Origin of the sequence: Acinetobacter lwoffii, from assembly GCF_022967985.1 — a bacterium.
Taxonomy (GTDB): domain Bacteria; phylum Pseudomonadota; class Gammaproteobacteria; order Pseudomonadales; family Moraxellaceae; genus Acinetobacter.
The window spans coordinates 13294-31025 of sequence record NZ_JALJVC010000022.1 but is presented as its reverse complement, the minus strand read 5'-3'; the positions used below and the strand labels follow the sequence as shown (position 1 = coordinate 31025).

The following is a 17732-nucleotide window of genomic DNA, read 5'->3' as shown; positions in this document are numbered from 1 at the left end:
GTTTTCTTATATATATATTTATTTTATTTATTAAAAAATGAAATTTTAAAAATTTATAGTGATTTCAATAAGATTAAGCTTTTATTGTCATGATAACAAAATAAGAGTAATCTGCTGTACTGGTAAATTTGATAAGTAATGAATGCGATTATATAGCTCTGTAATAACAATATTGGCCTTTTTAATTTCGGGAATGATGCTTTTTTCTCACTTACAAAATATCTATCTCCCTCCAAATTTGGACTCATACTTTCTATTTAGATAGTCAAATATAAAAACAGAAACCGCTTTTTAGGCGGTTTTTATGTTTAAGCGATACCTATCAAACAATAAGATAGCTATCAACTAATAAATAGCATCTTCTAATCTAGAGTATCTTATCTAAATAATAAAAAAGGACGCCTCAGCGTCCTTTTTATTTTCACTCAATTAATCAAACAAGCGATCAAAGAATGATTTTTTCTTTGGTGATGACTTGCTGTCTTCACCATCCATGGTTTCTTGCAGTTCTTTTAACAGTTCACGTTGACGTGCACTTAAATTCACTGGAGTTTCCACCACAATACGGCACAGTAAGTCACCTTGCATGCTGGTACGTACCGGTTTAACCCCCTTACCACGTAAACGGAACAGTTTACCTGTTTGCGTACCTTCAGGAATTTTCAGGCTCACACGGCCATCCAGCGTAGGAATCTGAACTTCCTTACCCAAGGCTGCATCAGCAATCGATACCGGTACATCCATATACAGATCAGCGCCATCACGCTGGAAGATTTCATGCTCACGCACCACCACTTCTACGTACAAGTCACCTGACTGACCATCACGGATCGCTTCACCCTTACCAGTCAAGCGTACGCGGTCGCCATTGTCCACACCCGCAGGAATAGTGACTTCCAGAGTTTGCTGACGATCCGACACACCCGAACCATGACATTTATTACATGGGTTCTTGATGATCTTGCCCTGACCACGACAGGTGCTACAGGTTTGCTGTACCGAGAAGAAACCTTGCTGCATACGCACTTGACCGGCACCATGACAGGTACGGCAGGTTTCTACATCGTTTGGATTTTTTGAGCCTTTACCATCACAGGCATCACACGGTGCCGGTGCAGTAAAGGTAATGGTTTTCTTGACGCCCTTGACCGCTTCTTCCAGGGTCAGTTCCATGACATAGCGTAAGTCGGAACCTCGGCGCGCGCGCTGCTGGCCACGACCACCGCCGCCACCAAAAGCACCACCGAAAATATCACCGAACTGGCTGAAAATGTCTTCTGCGCTGAAACCACCGCCGAAGCCGCCACCGCCGCCGCCCATACCACCTTCAAAGGCCTGATGGCCCATACGGTCGTACATGCTGCGCTTTTCACCATCAGAGAGCACTTCATAGGCCTCTGCTGCTTCTTTGAATTTCTCTTCAGCTTCAGCATTGTCCGGGTTACGGTCTGGATGATATTTCATCGCCAACTTACGGTAGGCTTTTTTGATTTCATCATCACTAGCGGTTTTAGCGACGCCCAAAACCTCATAATAATCACGTTTAGCCATGTCTGGCGATGCTCCTCACGGAATTTTGTTTAATATTCAACTGAGGTCTGAAATTGGGGTCAAACCGAGTTTTACAAGGGGAAATATGAAAAAAATTATACGCTTTAGAACACAGCTTTGTTTTGAGAGAATTTATGGATGCCTTTAAACCAGGCATTGATCAGGAAAATAAAAGCAATAAAACTGAAAATCACGCCGGTCACCACACATGCTTTGACCCAGAGCTGACTGTCCCAGGCAAAGAAAAACAAGGGAATAAACCACAGCGCAGCGAAGATCGCCAAAATGGTATAAATCACGATATTGCGCATGATCCACAGTGCCTGTGCCTGTAACCAGACCTCGGCATAATCAACTTGAGTGACTTTACGTGCGAACCAGTAGGCCAATAGTCCACTAAACAGGGTAAATAAGGCCAAAAACATGAAGACATAAGCCATCGCTACGGAACGTCGCATCTTGGTTAACGTATCTTGAGTCATGTTCGGTTCAACCTCGTTACCGTATTGGCAGCTCGGCCAATGCAGCAATTACTTATTTTTTTAAATTATAAAAATCTCAGGTGCTACTATATTGAAAATTTCCAAATTTCGCACCTGAAATTATGACAAATTTAAACAGAATTTAAACTTTTTTCACTTTAAACCACTGTGCATATAGTGCAGGCAGGAAAAACAGGGTCAATAATGTCGCCACAATCAAACCACCCATAATCGCCACCGCCATCGGCCCGAAGAAAATACTGCGGGACAAGGGAATCATCGCCAGAACTGCAGCCAGTGCGGTCAATACGATCGGACGACAACGGCGTACCGTGGCATTGATGATGGCATCCCACTGCGACTCTCCGGCCTGAATATCCTGCTCGATCTGGTCAATCAAAATCAGCGAATTGCGCATGATCATTCCCGATAATGCAATCGTTCCGAGCATCGCAACAAAACCGAAAGGTTTATTGAAAATTAACAGGAATAACACCACTCCGATAATGCCCAAAGGTGCAGTCAGAAATACAATAAAGGCCCGTGATATGCTCTTAAGCTGAATCATCAGCAAGGTCATGACGACTGCGAGGAATAAAGGCATGCCGGCATTCACCGAGTTCTGTCCGCGAGCCGATTCTTCAACTGTACCGCCCACTTGCAGCAGATAGCCATTCGGCAGCTCTGCCCGGATTTTTTCCAGTGGCTCTTTGAGTTCATTGACCACAGTAGCGGGCTGCAGTTTGCTACGAATATCGGCACGCACAGTAATGGTCGGCAAGCGGTTACGATGCCAGATCAGGCCTTCTTCAAAGCTGTATTCAATTTTGGCCAGCTGCGCCAAAGGTACCGATGTACCGGTTGCGGTCGGAACAGCCAGACTGGCTAAAGATGCTACCTCCACCCGTTCAGCCTGAGCACCACGTAAACGGATTTCGATCAGTTCACGTTTTTCACGGTACTGATCAATACCGGCCCCCAAAATCGAGCTGTTGAGTACATTGGCCAGTTCACTGCTACTCACCCCAAGCTGACGGGCACGATCCTGATCAATCTGCAATTTGATGACTTTACTCGGCTCGCCCCAGTCCAGATGCACATTGGTGGTATTCGGATTGTCTCCCACGGTGGCTGCAACTTTCTGCGCCCATTCACGGACTAATCCTAGATCTTCACCCGACACCCGGAATTGTAGTGGATAACCCACAGGTGGGCCATTTTCCAGCAAGGACACCCTGGTACGCACTTCTGGCAATAACTTTCGAATCTGGTCACTTAAGGATTTACGGATTTCATTCCGGTCTTCCAGCGAGGAAGCCAATACCACAAACTGGGCAAAGCTGGTTTGCGGCAACTGCTGATCGAGCGGTAAATAGAAACGTGGAGAACCCATCCCGACATAAGCCACATAGTTATCAATACCCTCTTGTTTCGATAAAAAGGCTTCTACTTTTTTTACTGCAGCTTCAGTGGCCTTCAGTGAAGCACCTTCTTCAAGTTTGAGATCCACCAGAATTTCAGCCCGGTTCGAGGGTGGGAAAAACTGCTGCGGCACCAGCTTAAACATTAAAATAGACAGAATAAAAATTCCGACCGTGGCAACAATGACAGTTTTACGATAGGTCACACAGGCATCGGCCCAACGGCGAAAGCCCTGATAAAACCGGGTTTGATAAGGGTCATAATGTTCTCCGGCATGATGCACAATCGGCTGAGGTTCTGGCTGTTTGCGTAGACGTGCCCAGAGACGCTGATACCACGGCGCTTTCTGAATTAAATCCTTGTTGAAATCCGGCAGAAGTTTATCGCCTAAATATGGCACAAACAGTACCGCGGCAATCCAGGACACCAGCAATGCAATGGTCACCACCTGGAAAATCGAACGGGTATATTCCCCGGTACTCGATGCTGCAGTGGCGATCGGCAGGAAACCGGCAGCGGTAATCAGGGTGCCTGTCAGCATTGGAAAAGCCGTGGTGCGCCAGGCATGCCCGGCCGCCTGTAAACGGCTATAACCCTGCTCCATCTTAATCGCCATCATTTCAATGGCGATAATGGCATCATCGACCAAAAGACCGAGAGCCAGAATCAGGGCCCCCAGGGAAATTTTATGCAGTCCGACATCAAACAGCTGCATACCGGCAAAAGTCATGGCCAGCACCAGCGGAATCGAGAAAGCCACCACCAGACCGGTCCGGAAACCGAGCGAGAAAAAACTGACCAGCAATACGATAACCACCGCTTCTGCCAGCACTTTCATAAATTCGTTAATGCTGCGTTTGACTGCCACCGGCTGATCGGAGACTTTTTGCAGCTCCATGCCGAGTGGCAGAGCTTTTTGCAGGCGGGCGAATTCCTGTTCCAGATTTTTACCCAAGGCAATGATGTCCCCACCCTTGCGCATCGATACAGCAATACCAATGCCGTTTTCGCCCATAAAGCGCATCCGGGGCTGTGCCGGATCACTAAAGCCTCGATAGACTTCTGCGACATCTCCCAGCTGAATAGTTTTGCCATTGACCAGCAGCGGCATCTGTCTTAATTCTTCAACACTGTTTAATGCACCACTGACCCGCACCTGAATCCGGTCTGAACCGGTTTCAAAAAAACCGGACTGGGTGGTGGCATTTTGCTGCTGCAGGGCTTGCTGAATCGCCATGACTGGAACGCCAAGCTGAATGGCCTTGGTATTGGAAATCTCAATCCAGATTTTCTGGTCTTGTAGGCCAATCAGCTCAACTTTGGCAACATCTTTGACCCGTTGCAGTTGCAGCTGTAAGCGGTCGGCGTATTCCTTGAGGGTCGCATAGTCAAAATCTTTACCCTTGAGCACATAAATATTGCCAAAGGTATCGCCGAATTCATCATTAAAGAACGGCCCTTGTACCCCTTGTGGCAATTCATGCCGGATATCGCCCACCTTCTTGCGCACGTTATACCAGACATCAGCGACATCTTTCGAAGCCAGGGAATCCTTGGCAACAAAAGTCACCATGGATTCACCCGGACGCGAATAGGCCATGATGCGCTCATACTGTCCCGTGGTCATCAGTTCCTTTTCAATCCGGTCAGTGACCTGCAGGGAGATTTCTTTGGCACTGGCACCCGGCCAATAGGTCTGGATTACCATGACTTTAAAGGTAAAAGGTGGATCTTCACTTTGTGACAGTTTGGAATAAGAGACGATGCCGATCAGACCGAGCAGGATCATGAAATACAGCACCAGACCTTTATTTTTTAAAGCCCATTCCGACAGGTTAAAGTTCATGTTTAACTCCCTGCCTGAATGGTCACACGACGGTTTTCACGATCAATCGGATTGATTTTTTGCTGGTTACGCAGCAGATGTACGCCGCCAATCACCACATAGTCTTCCGGCTTGAGGCCACTGAGTACAGGAACACTGTCCCGGCCATAGGCACCGAGCTGGACCGGGACTTTACGTAAGGTATGATCCGGCTGGACCACCATGACATAAGCCTGCTGATCCGTTGCCGAGACACTGGATAGCGGCACACTGAGCATATTGTCGCGGCTGTGCTGAAAAAACACCCGGGCACTTTGCCCCAGCTGGATCTGGCCATTGCCTTCACGTAAGGAAACTTTAACCCGAAAGGTACGCGACTGGTCCGCTGCCGGTGAAATCTCTCGGACAATGGCGGCAAATTTTTCTTCAGGTTTGGACCATAAGGTGACCAGAGCCGCTTGCCCCACCCTAATTTCAGCAATTGCCTGTTCCGGCACCCCAATCACCACTTCACGCTCGCCGGCAATTGCCAGTTCATACGCCGCCTGCCCGGCAGCGACCACCTGACCTGTTTCAATATTGCGTGCAGTGATTACGCCGTTTCTGGTGGCAATCAGCTGATTATAAGCAGTCTGGTTTTTAGCGGTATCATAATTGGATTGTGCCTGCTTCAGATTTGACAGGGCGGTCTTGTACTGGTTTTCGATCGCGTCATATTGTGAGCGGCTCACGGCATTGGATGGCAATAACTGCTTGAAACGTTGTAATTCATCCTGAGCAATCTTAGTGGCAGACTGCGCGCTTTCCAGCTGGGCACGTGCTGCATTCAGCTGCAGCTGGGCATCTTTGACATCCAGAGTTGCCAGGACTTGCCCGACTTTGACCTGGTCACCCACATCGGCGAAGCGCTGGGTCACCTGTCCAGCGACCCGAAAGGCCAGCGCCGTTTGCTGGCGCGCCTGCACATCACCGGCATAACTTTTTAATTCATGCTGTGAAGTGGTGGGTGTGGCCACCATGACAAAGGGAACTTCCTGTTCTGCTGCAGCAGTATCTTTGCTGCACCCGGTTAAGGTCACGCTGCAAAGCACCACCATGCCAGCCAATACGCTGTAAATCCTGCTCATCTTATTCGCTCTTATCTGATCGTCTTTTTTAGGGCAAACTATGCTGATATATTGAATTGCTTGTTTTTTAATTAATATACCACCCGGTACGCTAATTACAACTGAATCATCAAAGCAATGACCGTGTTGACTTTTTTTGGAAGAAATTGTGCAAATACCTGTAGGACGACCCAAGGATCTGGAAAAGCGTCAGCGCATACTCAGCGTGGCCAAAGCGCTGTTTTTAGCGCATGGCTATCATGCCTCCAGCATGAACCAGATTGCACGTGAGGCAGGTGTAACCAAGCTGACGGTGTATAACCATTTTCAGGATAAGGCGACCCTGTTTAGCTGTGCGATTGAGGATACCTGTGAAGCCATTCTGCATGAACATCCTCAACTCTTGCAGCCGAGCAGTGACTTTGCGCAGGAGTTTTATCAGGCCTGTCAGCGCGCTTTAAATATTCTTCATTTACCTGAAGCGATCAAACTGGATCTGTTGCTGATGGAACTGGCCTCGCAGCAAAGTCCGTTGACCGAACAGTTTTATCAGGCCTCGCATAGCAAACTGGATGCAGTCTGGAATGATTTCTTTGCCCTGGCCCAGCAGTACCGCTTTATTCAGGTCGATCTTCCAGAAAAACAGACCGAGCTGATTGTGTCCCTGCTCACCGGAATACGTCATCAGAAAATCCTGCTGGGTCTCAGCCCTCCTCCTTCAAGCGCAGAACAGCAACAGATCATTGCCCAGGCCATTGAACTGTTTATGCTGAAATATGCCCTGCCGGATTAAATCCTTTCCTTCGGACTGATCGCCGATCACCGTATGTGGCCTAAAAGTTGCTAAAAAATCAGCCAATGCTCTGCAACTTTTGTCTCTAGGGGACTTGGATTGTCATGCAGTCGCGGTATAGTCAAAGCATGCATGTGAGGGAATAAAAAAATGATTCAACAGATTGATGCACCACTACGCGAAGACGTACGCTTACTGGGTAATTTGCTTGGGGAAACCTTAAAATTACATGCCGGGCAGGATTTGTTTAATCAGATCGAGCAGATCCGAGCCCTGTCCAAAGGCGCTCGCGATGGACAGGTCGAAGCAGAAAAACAACTGGAACAACTATTTTTGAGTCTGGAAGATGCCGAAATCCTGCCGCTGACCCGCGCCTTTACCCACTTTTTAAACTTTGCCAATATTGCCGAACAATATCATGTGGTGCGTCGTCGCCGTCAGAGCGAATTTGATGACACTGCAGAATCGCCCAATCCTCTGGTGCCTTTATTTAAAAAATTTAAACAGCAGGAAATTTCTGCCGATACGCTGTATCAGCAAATCTGTGAACTGAAAATTGAACTGGTCCTGACCGCGCATCCCACAGAAGTCAGCCGCCGTACTCTGATTCAAAAATATGATGGCATCAATAATGCCCTGTCCAAATTCGACCAGCAGAAACTGACGCCACGTGAACGTCAGGCAATTCTGGCCGATCTGAAACAGCTGATCAGCTCTGCCTGGCAAACCGATGAAATCCGTCAGCATCGCCCGACTCCGATTGATGAAGCGAAATGGGGCTTTACCACCATTGAACAGACCCTGTGGAATGCAGTACCAAAATTTATCCGCGAACTAAATGGCATGGTTCAGGCGCAATGTGGCCAGAACCTTCCCTTAGATGTCGCACCAGTACGTTTTGCCTCCTGGATGGGTGGTGACCGCGATGGCAACCCGAATGTCACCCACACCGTCACTCAGGAAGTACTATGGCTGTCACGCTGGAAAGCAGCCGATCTCTATGTACGTGATATTGAAAACCTGCGCTGGGAACTGTCCATTCAGCAATGCAGTCCGGAGATTTCCGAAGCCTTGGGCCAGCCCCATCCTGAACCCTATCGTGAATATTTACGTGACACCCGTACCCGCCTGAAAGCGACGCGACACTGGCTGGCAGAAAAATTAAAAGGCAATGATGCCGATGACAGTCTGGTGATTAAAAGTAAAGACGAACTTTTACAACCGCTCCTGACCTGCTATCGTTCACTGATGGACTGCAATCTGGCCGAAATTGCCAATGGCAGCCTGCTGGACTTTATTTACCGGGTCAACAGTTTTGGGATCGAACTACTAAAACTGGATATCCGTCAGGAATCCGGCCGTCACCGTCAGGCAATTTCAGCCATTACTGAATATTTGGGACTGGGGAATTTTGAAACATGGACCGAACAGGCCCGTCAAAACTTTTTACTGCAGGAATTACAAAGCAAGCGTCCATTACTGCCGAAACATCTGAATGAACCGGCCGGCAGCCTGATTGAACATCCGGATGTACAGGAAGTCTTTGCCACCATGCGCACACTGGCCGAACAGCCGAGCGAGTCTCTGGGTGCCTATATTATTTCCATGGCAGAATATCCAAGTGATGTGTTGGCGGTACTGCTTTTACAAAAAGAAGCCGGCATCGAGCAGGCGTTACGGGTGGTTCCTCTATTTGAAACCTTAAAAGATCTGGATGGTGCAGCCGCAACCATGTCGACCCTGTTCAATATGCACTGGTACAAACAGCATATTCAGGGCAAGCATGAGGTCATGATTGGCTATTCGGATTCTGCCAAGGATGCCGGCTTTATGTCGGCCAACTGGGCACAGTATCGTGCCCAGGAAGAACTGACCGCAGTTGCCCAGCAACATGGCGTGCAATTGACCCTGTTTCATGGTCGTGGCGGTTCAATCAGCCGTGGAGGTGCACCAACCCAGCAAGCCTTGTTCTCTCAGCCACCGGGTTCTATTTCCGGTGCGATCCGGGTGACTGAACAGGGCGAAATGATCCGCTTTAAATTCGGGCTGGAAGAAATCGCGCTGCAAAATCTGGAAATTTATACCGCTGCCACCTTGGAAGCGACCCTGCTCCCGCCACCTGAGCCAAAACAGGAATGGCGCGACCTGATGCATCAAATGACCGAACTGTCGGTTCAGGTCTATCGCCAGACCGTACGGGAAAATCCGCATTTTGTAAAATACCTGCGTACCGTTACCCCTGAGCTTGAACTGCAGATGCTGCCACTGGGTTCACGTCCTGCCAAACGTAAAGTCAGCGGCGGCATTGAATCCTTGCGTGCCATCCCTTGGGTATTTGCCTGGACCCAGATTCGCCTGATGTTACCTGCCTGGCTCGGGACCGGTGCTGCACTGAATGAGGTCCTAGATCAGGGACAGCGTAATGTACTCGATGAGATGCTGGCCGAGTGGCCATATTTCCAGACCCTGATTGATATGCTGGAAATGGTACTGTCTAAAGCCGATGCCCATGTAGCGCTGTATTATGAATCTCATCTGACCCAGGATGAAGATCTGAAAATTCTGGGGACAGCGTTGCGCCAACGTTTGCAGGATGCCGTACAAACCCTGTTAAGCTTGAAAGGTGAATCTAAACTCCTGAGCAGCAATGGCGTACTGGATCAGTCCATGAAGGTACGTAAACCATATCTGTTACCCTTGCACTTGCTGCAAGCTGAACTGATGAAACGTCGCCGTTTATATCTGGAACAGCAACAGGCCGAAAACACCCCGGTAGATCATGCGCTGATGGTCAGTATTGCCGGTATTGCAGCCGGTTTGCGTAATACTGGCTAAGCAAAAATGCCCATTTGAAAGCACATCCTGGTGATGTGCTTTTTTATTGACCAGTCAATAGCCAGGAAATATTTTATTTTATATAGTAAATCAGATTTATTTATAGATACCCCTATTCATAATAAGAAATTAATCTACTGATTTCACTTTAATTTTAACCCAGTATTCTTTTACCGCCCGGTAAAATCTTAAATAAAGTCATAGAATTAATTTGAACAAAAATTTTGCTTAAGTGATTAAATCTTCTAAAGAACAAGAGTATGATGTGCACAATTTATCTTTTGAGTGCTCATTTTATGTCCAGTTGGTTTCCCAAATGGCGCCCTTATGAGGGCAGTATCGATGCACGACCAGTAGGTACCGCAGAGTATTTGCCACCCGCACAAACGGTCATTTTGGGTGTACAACATGCTTTTGCCATGTTTGGCGCAACTGTACTAGCACCTTTTTTAATGGGCTTTGATCCTAACCTGGCGATTTTAATGTCAGGGATCTGTACCATTCTGTTCTTTTTAATCACCGGTGGCCGGGTTCCAAGTTATCTAGGTTCAAGCTTTGCCTTTATTGGTGTGGTCATCGCAGCAACAGGTTATGCGGGTGGTGGCGGACTGAATCCAAATATTGGCGTTGCAGCAGGCGGGATTATCGCATGTGGCATCTTCTATGCACTCATGGGCTTTCTGGTCATGGCGACGGGCACCCGCTGGATTGAAAAGCTGATGCCACCGGTAGTGACCGGTGCCGTGGTGATGATCATTGGCCTGAACCTTGCTCCAGTCACAGTGAAAAGTGTGATGGGCAATACCTTCAATATGTGGATGTCTCTGGTCACTGTGTTGTGCATGGGTTCAATTGCCGTATTCACCCGTGGCTTATTACAGCGCCTGCTGTTATTGGTTGGCCTGTTATTGGCTTATCTGATTTACTTCGTACTCAGTAATGTCATGGGTTATGGCACTGCGATCAACTTCCTTCCTATTCAGCAAGCAGCCTGGTTCGGTTTACCGACTTTCCACGCGCCGACCTTTGAATTGAATGCCATGTTGATCATTGCACCGATTGCCTTGATTCTGGTGGCTGAAAATCTGGGCCATATTAAAGCCGTAGGAGCGATGACCGGTGAAAACCTCGATCCGCATATTGGTAAAGCCTTTGTGGCAGATGGTGTTGCAACCACTTTAGCCGGTGGTGTAGGTGCGCCGGGTATGACTACCTATGGTGAAAACATTGGTGTGATGGCCGTGACACGGGTTTACTCGACCATCATCTTTGCAGTCGCGGGTGTCTTTGCTGTGTTCCTGGGTCTATCGCCTAAGTTTGGTGCGATTATTCACACGATTCCGACAGCGATTCTGACCGGTGCTTCGATTGTAGTCTTTGGTTTGATTACCATTGCTGGTGCCAAAATCTGGATTGAGAACAAGGTCGATTTCTCGCAGAACAAGAACCTGATGGTGGCTGCGGTGACCATTATTTTAGGTACGGGTGATTTTGCCCTGACTTTTGGCAGCTTCAATCTGGGTGGTATTGGTACGGCAACGTTTGCTGCACTGATCCTGAACTGGTTCTTTAGCCTGGCCGATAAAAAATAAAACTCGAAATAAAAGTATTGAGCAGCCGAATGGCTGCTTTTTTTATCTTTATATTTTTCAACTTTGCGATTAAAGAAATGAAAAGAAGCCCCGCAAGGCTTCTATTAAAGCACGTGTCTGTTTAAGGACGAAACTCTTTCAGTTCACGTTGAATAAAGTATTGGAACATTTCACGGTATAGATGTTCAATAAACTCCTGATCGACACCTTGTTTTTGCGCCAGAGCTCTGACATTTTCTACAATCTGCTCCATACGTTCCGGTGACTGTAAATCGGTTTCGGTTTTTTTGAAACGGGTGGTTTGATCAACATAAAATTGACGCGCAGCGATCAGCTCAACTAAAGCTGTATCAATGGCATCGATCTGTTGACGTGCATGTTCTAGTGATTCAGCTTTGATCTTTTCCATGTTTTTTCAGTTCACTTTCAGTTTGATTATTACTCTTATACTTTTCTTCTAACACATTACTGAAAATACTTTCAATCATCCAGACCCGATATAAGCTATTAAATGTATAACTTTGATCATCTATGCGCAGTTCTAGTACCGGAAAATTCGGCTGGGACTTCATTTCACAGAGCATATCATTGTCCTGCAGCTTGACCAGAATATCATCCTGGGTCAGATCTACAATATTTAACTGTTGCTGCAAACGCTTGAAATGTGGTGCATAAGACAGGTCTTCACCACGGGTCCAGACGGCCTGCAAGATCTGGTACATCGCCTCAATCCGCTGCTCCTCGGGACAGCTATAAAATAATTGTGCCATTGGCACGATCGCCTGCTCAGTCGGTCGGCAGAACGGGGTAAATTCTACTTCCGTCCGTTTGGATAAACGGGTGGCCAGACTCCAGTCAAAGTCATCTCGGCCACGATAGGACAAGGGATAGACATTTAGCTGGATATTATAATAATCCGCCAGTTCTTCCTTGATATAGGCCAGTAATAGCCAGGAAATCGGATCTTCCAGCGCGATATACAAGTCCAGTTCCGGATCCATCGACTGGATCTCGTTCAGCTCTTCGGCATCACTGATTAGATGCTCACGCCATTCAATGTGATCGATCATAAAAATCGGATTACCGGTCAGCAGTTTTTGCTGCTCCAGACGTCGGGTCAGACGTAACAGATCATCGACCGCCTGATACTGGCGTCCGCCTAAATTAAAATAGCTGGCCAGAATCGGGGTCTGATCAAAAATACGTTCAGGAAAATCCTGTGGCTGATGATGGCGGCTGGCCATGGCATATAAGGTGCGCAATTTTCCGGTCTGTTTTTGCCAGAGCATATGGAATACATCTTCCAGTAAATACAGGAAATCCTGTCCCCGCAGCGGCGTATGCCGCAAAATCAGTTCGGCCTGTTTTAAGGCCTCAGCGCTCGGTAATTCCGGCGTATCATGAAAACTGAAACGATGCTGTTTTGACAAGATTTTTGCATCATTAATCGTGTAGTGCTGCCATTCATCAAAAGACATCTGGTTCGGCGCTTCGGCATGCTCACTGGAAATGATGACTTTTAGCGGCTTGAGTTCTGGACTTAAAATTTCTTCGAGCTGGGGCAACTGCTGTACCGCCAGATAACTGTACACATCATCCAGTCTTAAATGGATACTCAGCCCATCTTGAATAGATAACACCGTTTGACGGGTCGGTTTTTGGTAAAACCAACTCGATCGGATTGGATCAAACCAACGGCGTAACAGGGACATGAGATCGGCCTCGACAACAATGACGGTGCGCAGCTCAACATATGAGAAGCTGCGCAGAATAATCTATTTTTAAGATCGCAGAAGCCAAAGCCCTGCATGCTGTAAAAACTTATATCAAGTCATAAGCAAATGTTCAATGTTTAACAATGGATTAGAGGTCAAGATTCAGGTCAGTGACCGCCCCAGTTTCTGCACCTGAAGTCAGTTTGGCGAATTTAGCCAGCGCACCGTGGGTATAGTTTGGCTGAGGTTTGGTCCAGGCCGCTTGACGTGCAGCAATTTCTTCTTCCGCGACATGCCAGGTCATTTCCCGAGTTTCGGCATTAATCGAAATCTGGTCACCATTTTTCACCAGACCAATCGGGCCGCCCTCATAAGCTTCTGGCGTCACATGCCCAATCACGAAACCATGACTGCCGCCAGAGAAACGTCCGTCAGTAATTAAAGCTACCGAAGCGCCCAGACCTTTACCAATAATCGCAGAAGTCGGTTTCAGCATTTCCGGCATGCCCGGACCACCTTTAGGGCCGACGCCGCGAATCACCACCACTTCACCCGGCTGGACTTCACCATCCAGAATCCCCCGCATGGCACCCTGCTCGCCTTCAAATACCCGGGCCGGTCCTTTGAAGTACAGACCTTCCTTACCGGTAATCTTGGCCACGGCGCCTTTTGGTGACAGGTTGCCTTTGAGAATCACCAGATGTGAGTCTTTTTTTACCGGCTTGTCAAAAGGTAAAATGATCTGCTGACCTTCCGGATAATCTTTTACATCGGCCAGGTTTTCTGCCAGGGTTTTTCCAGTGACAGTCAGGCATGAACCATCCAGCATGCCGGCATCCAGCATGCGCTTCATCAGTGGTTGAATCCCACCAATCGCAATCAGTTCTGACATTAAATATTTCCCGGATGGACGCACATCGGCCACCACCGGAATATCTTTGCCAATTCGGACAAAGTCATCCAGACTCAATTCAACCCCTGCGGTATGCGCCATGGCCAAAAGATGTAGTACCCCGTTGGTCGAACCACCCAGCGCAATCAAGACCTTGATCGAATTTTCGAAAGCAGCCTTGGTCATGATGTCACGTGGCTTGATATCCAGTCGCAACAGATTCATGACTGCTTCACCGGCACGGGCACAGTCGATTTGTTTATCATCCGAAATCGCTTCCTGCGCCGAGGAGCCCGGCAAGCTCATACCTAAAGCTTCAATTGCAGAGGCCATCGAGTTGGCCGTATACATGCCGCCACAAGAACCCGGACCCGGCAAAGACACTTCTTCAATATGCTTGACCTGAATCGCGTTGATTTCACCTTTGGCATATTGACCGACTGCTTCAAATACCGAAATCATGTCGGTATGGCCTTCGCCCGGTTTAATAGTGCCGCCATAAATAAACAACCCCGGACGGTTTAAGCGTGCCAACCCCATAATGCAGCCCGGCATATTCTTGTCGCAGCCGCCAATTGCAATCACCCCATCATAAGCCTGGCAGCCCACCACTGTTTCAATGGAGTCTGCGATCACTTCCCGTGACAGCAGTGAATATTTCATACCTTCTGTACCATTGGAAATACCATCAGAAATGGTAATGGTATTAAAGATAATGCCCTTGCCGCCGGCAGCACTGACGCCCTGTTCGACTGTTCTGGCCAGACCATCAATATGCATATTACATGGTGTGACATTGGCCCAAGTCGAAGCGATGCCAATAAATGGCCGTTCAAAATCAGCATCTTTAAAACCGGTAGCACGCATCATGGAACGCGCCGGTGCATTTTCAATGCCTTCATAAACGGGGGCTGAATGCTCGCGGATATTATCTTTACTCATTATTCTCTTCCTGGGCGATGACCAATTTTAAGCATGGGTCTTGGACAATTTATTTTAAGGTCATTGTATAGAAAGCAGACTACACATGAAAGCAACACTCTGTACTCTGCGAATCCCATTAATCCATTTATTATTTTTCTACCCAAATCAGATCACATGATGAAGCGACATGGATGTCGCTGTTTTCCTGTGCAGCAAGGATGCTGCATCAGGAAAACAAAGGCGTTTTGTTACTTTTGCGCTGTCAAAAGTAAAACATTGTCTACGCAATATTATTGCAAAATCACAAAGTAAAATGCGACCGTGCTATTTTCAACAATTAATAAAAAAGCACCCCCGTCTGGAGTGCTTTTTAAATCTGTAAAATTACAAATTAGATATCACGTACCGCACCTTTCGAGGCACTGGTGGTATGCATCGCATACGCTTTCAGTGCTTTAGACACTTTACGCGGACGCTGTTCAGCAGGCTGCCAGCCTTTGGCTTCTTGTGCTTCACGACGTGCTGCCATAGTTACATCATCCACCGCCAGGTGAATGGTACGGTTTGGAATATCAATTTCGATACGGTCGCCATCTTCAACCAGACCAATCGCACCGCCTTCTGCAGCTTCAGGCGACACGTGACCAATTGAAAGACCAGAAGAACCACCCGAGAAACGGCCATCTGTTAACAGAGCACAGTCTTTACCCAAACCTTTTGATTTTAAGTAACTGGTTGGATACAACATTTCCTGCATACCCGGACCACCACGTGGACCTTCGTAGCGAATCACCACAACATCACCCGCAGTGATTTTGCCGCCAAGAATGGCTTCAACTGCAGCATCCTGACTTTCAAACACACGTGCAGTCCCGTTGAATTTCAGGATTGAATCATCCACACCTGCTGTTTTTACGATACAGCCTTCTAGTGCGATGTTGCCATAAAGTACTGCCAGGCCACCATCTTGCGAGAATGCATTGGCTGCATTACGGATCACGCCATTGTCACGGTCGCCATCTAAACGTGCATAGTAACGGTCTTGTGAAAATGCCGTCTGAGTCGGTACACCACCCGGCGCTGATTTGAAGAATTGATACACTTCTTCATCTTCAGTACGAATGATGTCCCATTTATCCAAGGCATCTTTCAGTGTTTTTTCATGAACAGTTGGAACAGATGTATCGAGTAAGCCTGCACGATCCAGTTCACCCAAGATTGACATGATGCCGCCGGCACGGTGTACATCTTCCATATGGACGTCTTGCTTCGCCGGCGCAACCTTACAAAGAACCGGCACATTACGTGACAAACGATCGATGTCGGTCATCGTGAAGTCGACTTCAGCTTCGTGTGCTGCTGCCAACAGATGCAGAACCGTATTGGTTGAACCACCCATGGAAATGTCTAAAGTCATTGCATTTTCAAATGCCGCTTTGGTTGCGATTGAACGTGGCAAGATGCTGTAATCTTCCTGTTCATAATGACGTTTCGCCAATTCAACAATCAGTTGACCAGCTTTTTCAAATAATTTTTTACGGTTGGCATGGGTTGCCAGTGTTGAACCATTGCCCGGAAGCGATAAACCAAGTGCTTCAGTCAAACAGTTCATCGAGTTTGCGGTAAACATGCCTGAACATGAACCACAAGTTGGACAAGCAGAACGTTCGTATTCTGCGACCTCTTCATCAGTGAAGCTGTCATCTGCTGCAACAATCATGGCATCGACTAGGTCAATGGCTTTTTCATTGCCACGGATTTTGACCTTGCCCGCTTCCATTGGACCGCCAGAGACAAATACCACCGGAATGTTCAGACGCATCGCGGCCATGAGCATCCCCGGGGTGATCTTGTCACAGTTCGAGATACACACCATTGCATCGGCACAATGCGCATTGACCATGTACTCGACCGAGTCTGCAATCAGATCCCGTGAAGGCAATGAATACAGCATGCCGTCATGACCCATCGCGATGCCATCATCGACCGCAATGGTATTGAATTCTTTGGCCACGCCGCCTGACGCTTCAATTTGACGTGCCACCAGCTGACCCAGATCTTTAAGATGCACATGACCCGGTACAAACTGGGTGAACGAGTTCACCACCGCAATAATCGGCTTACCGAAATCTTCATCTTTCATGCCGGTGGCACGCCATAAACCGCGTGCGCCAGCCATATTTCTTCCGTGTGTCGATGTTTTTGAACGATAGTCAGGCATTTTATATTTCCAACAAAGTTTGAGCTTGCAATGAATCGGGCAGATCCACTCTGGCTAAATCATACTGACAAGGAGCTTAAATCAGTTGAATTTTAAACCTATCATACTACAAGCCCTTGATTTACAAGATGGCCTTTTGAGTGTAGATGCAGGCAAAAATGTCTATCGAGAGGTTTGGATGATCTGACGATAAAAATTTCTTAATGAAATCTACTATACCGCCATCATCATCAGGACAATACAAAACTTTCATGAATAATTTTTACAATTTGCATGAGTTTTTTTTATATAAAAATTCCACTGAAATTCAAGCACTCACCAAGCTTCTCGGATAAGTTTTTGCAACGATTAGGCTGAAATTTGGCTTTTGGCTT

General features: G+C 47.4%; 11 protein-coding genes. 3 read left to right on the top strand and 8 right to left on the bottom strand.

The window, feature by feature from the left end; genetic code table 11:
• Nucleotides 1-429 precede the first annotated feature (429 nt).
• The 4 genes from dnaJ to MWG72_RS12515 all read right to left on the bottom strand — a co-directional run bounded on the left by dnaJ (nt 430) and on the right by MWG72_RS12515 (nt 6407).
• Nucleotides 430-1551 (bottom strand): molecular chaperone DnaJ, encoded by a 1122-nt coding sequence (gene dnaJ, locus MWG72_RS12530; protein WP_195725377.1) that lies wholly within the window; start codon nt 1549-1551, stop codon nt 430-432.
• A gap of 104 nt (nt 1552-1655) precedes the next feature.
• Nucleotides 1656-2033 (bottom strand): hypothetical protein, encoded by a 378-nt coding sequence (locus tag MWG72_RS12525; protein WP_005245471.1) that lies wholly within the window; start codon nt 2031-2033, stop codon nt 1656-1658.
• A gap of 142 nt (nt 2034-2175) precedes the next feature.
• Nucleotides 2176-5301: an efflux RND transporter permease subunit gene (locus MWG72_RS12520; RefSeq protein WP_247144182.1), complete on the bottom strand. Its 3126-nt coding sequence runs from the start codon at nt 5299-5301 to the stop codon at nt 2176-2178.
• A 2-nt stretch (nt 5302-5303) separates the two neighbouring features.
• Complete coding sequence (locus MWG72_RS12515; protein WP_247144181.1) at nt 5304-6407, bottom strand: efflux RND transporter periplasmic adaptor subunit; 1104 nt, start codon at nt 6405-6407, stop codon at nt 5304-5306.
• Between the two features lie 148 nt (nt 6408-6555).
• On the opposite strand from MWG72_RS12515, the gene MWG72_RS12510 reads away from it, so the two are divergent.
• From MWG72_RS12510 to MWG72_RS12500, 3 genes are all read left to right on the top strand, one after another.
• Complete coding sequence (locus MWG72_RS12510) at nt 6556-7179, top strand: TetR/AcrR family transcriptional regulator (protein ID WP_247144180.1); 624 nt, start codon at nt 6556-6558, stop codon at nt 7177-7179.
• A gap of 150 nt (nt 7180-7329) precedes the next feature.
• Complete coding sequence (gene ppc / locus MWG72_RS12505) at nt 7330-10014, top strand: phosphoenolpyruvate carboxylase (protein ID WP_247144179.1); 2685 nt, start codon at nt 7330-7332, stop codon at nt 10012-10014.
• A 296-nt stretch (nt 10015-10310) separates the two neighbouring features.
• Nucleotides 10311-11606: a solute carrier family 23 protein gene (locus MWG72_RS12500; protein ID WP_247144178.1), complete on the top strand. Its 1296-nt coding sequence runs from the start codon at nt 10311-10313 to the stop codon at nt 11604-11606.
• 121 nt (nt 11607-11727) lie between these two features.
• Here MWG72_RS12500 and MWG72_RS12495 read toward each other — a convergent pair whose 3' ends face one another.
• From MWG72_RS12495 to ilvD (MWG72_RS12480), 4 genes are all read right to left on the bottom strand, one after another.
• Nucleotides 11728-12015, bottom strand: coding sequence for a chorismate mutase (locus MWG72_RS12495; protein ID WP_005094791.1), 288 nt, complete (start codon nt 12013-12015; stop codon nt 11728-11730).
• Entirely contained in the window at nt 11996-13318 is a 1323-nt protein-coding gene (locus MWG72_RS12490; RefSeq protein WP_247144177.1) for a hypothetical protein, read from the bottom strand. The genes MWG72_RS12495 and MWG72_RS12490 overlap by 20 nt, the downstream gene beginning before the upstream one ends.
• Nucleotides 13319-13469: 151 nt before the next feature.
• Entirely contained in the window at nt 13470-15155 is a 1686-nt protein-coding gene (gene ilvD / locus MWG72_RS12485; RefSeq protein WP_247144176.1) for a dihydroxy-acid dehydratase, read from the bottom strand.
• 373 nt (nt 15156-15528) lie between these two features.
• A complete protein-coding gene (gene ilvD / locus MWG72_RS12480) occupies nt 15529-17358 on the bottom strand; it encodes a dihydroxy-acid dehydratase (protein WP_247144175.1) in 1830 nt (609 codons plus the stop codon).
• Nucleotides 17359-17732 lie beyond the last annotated feature (374 nt).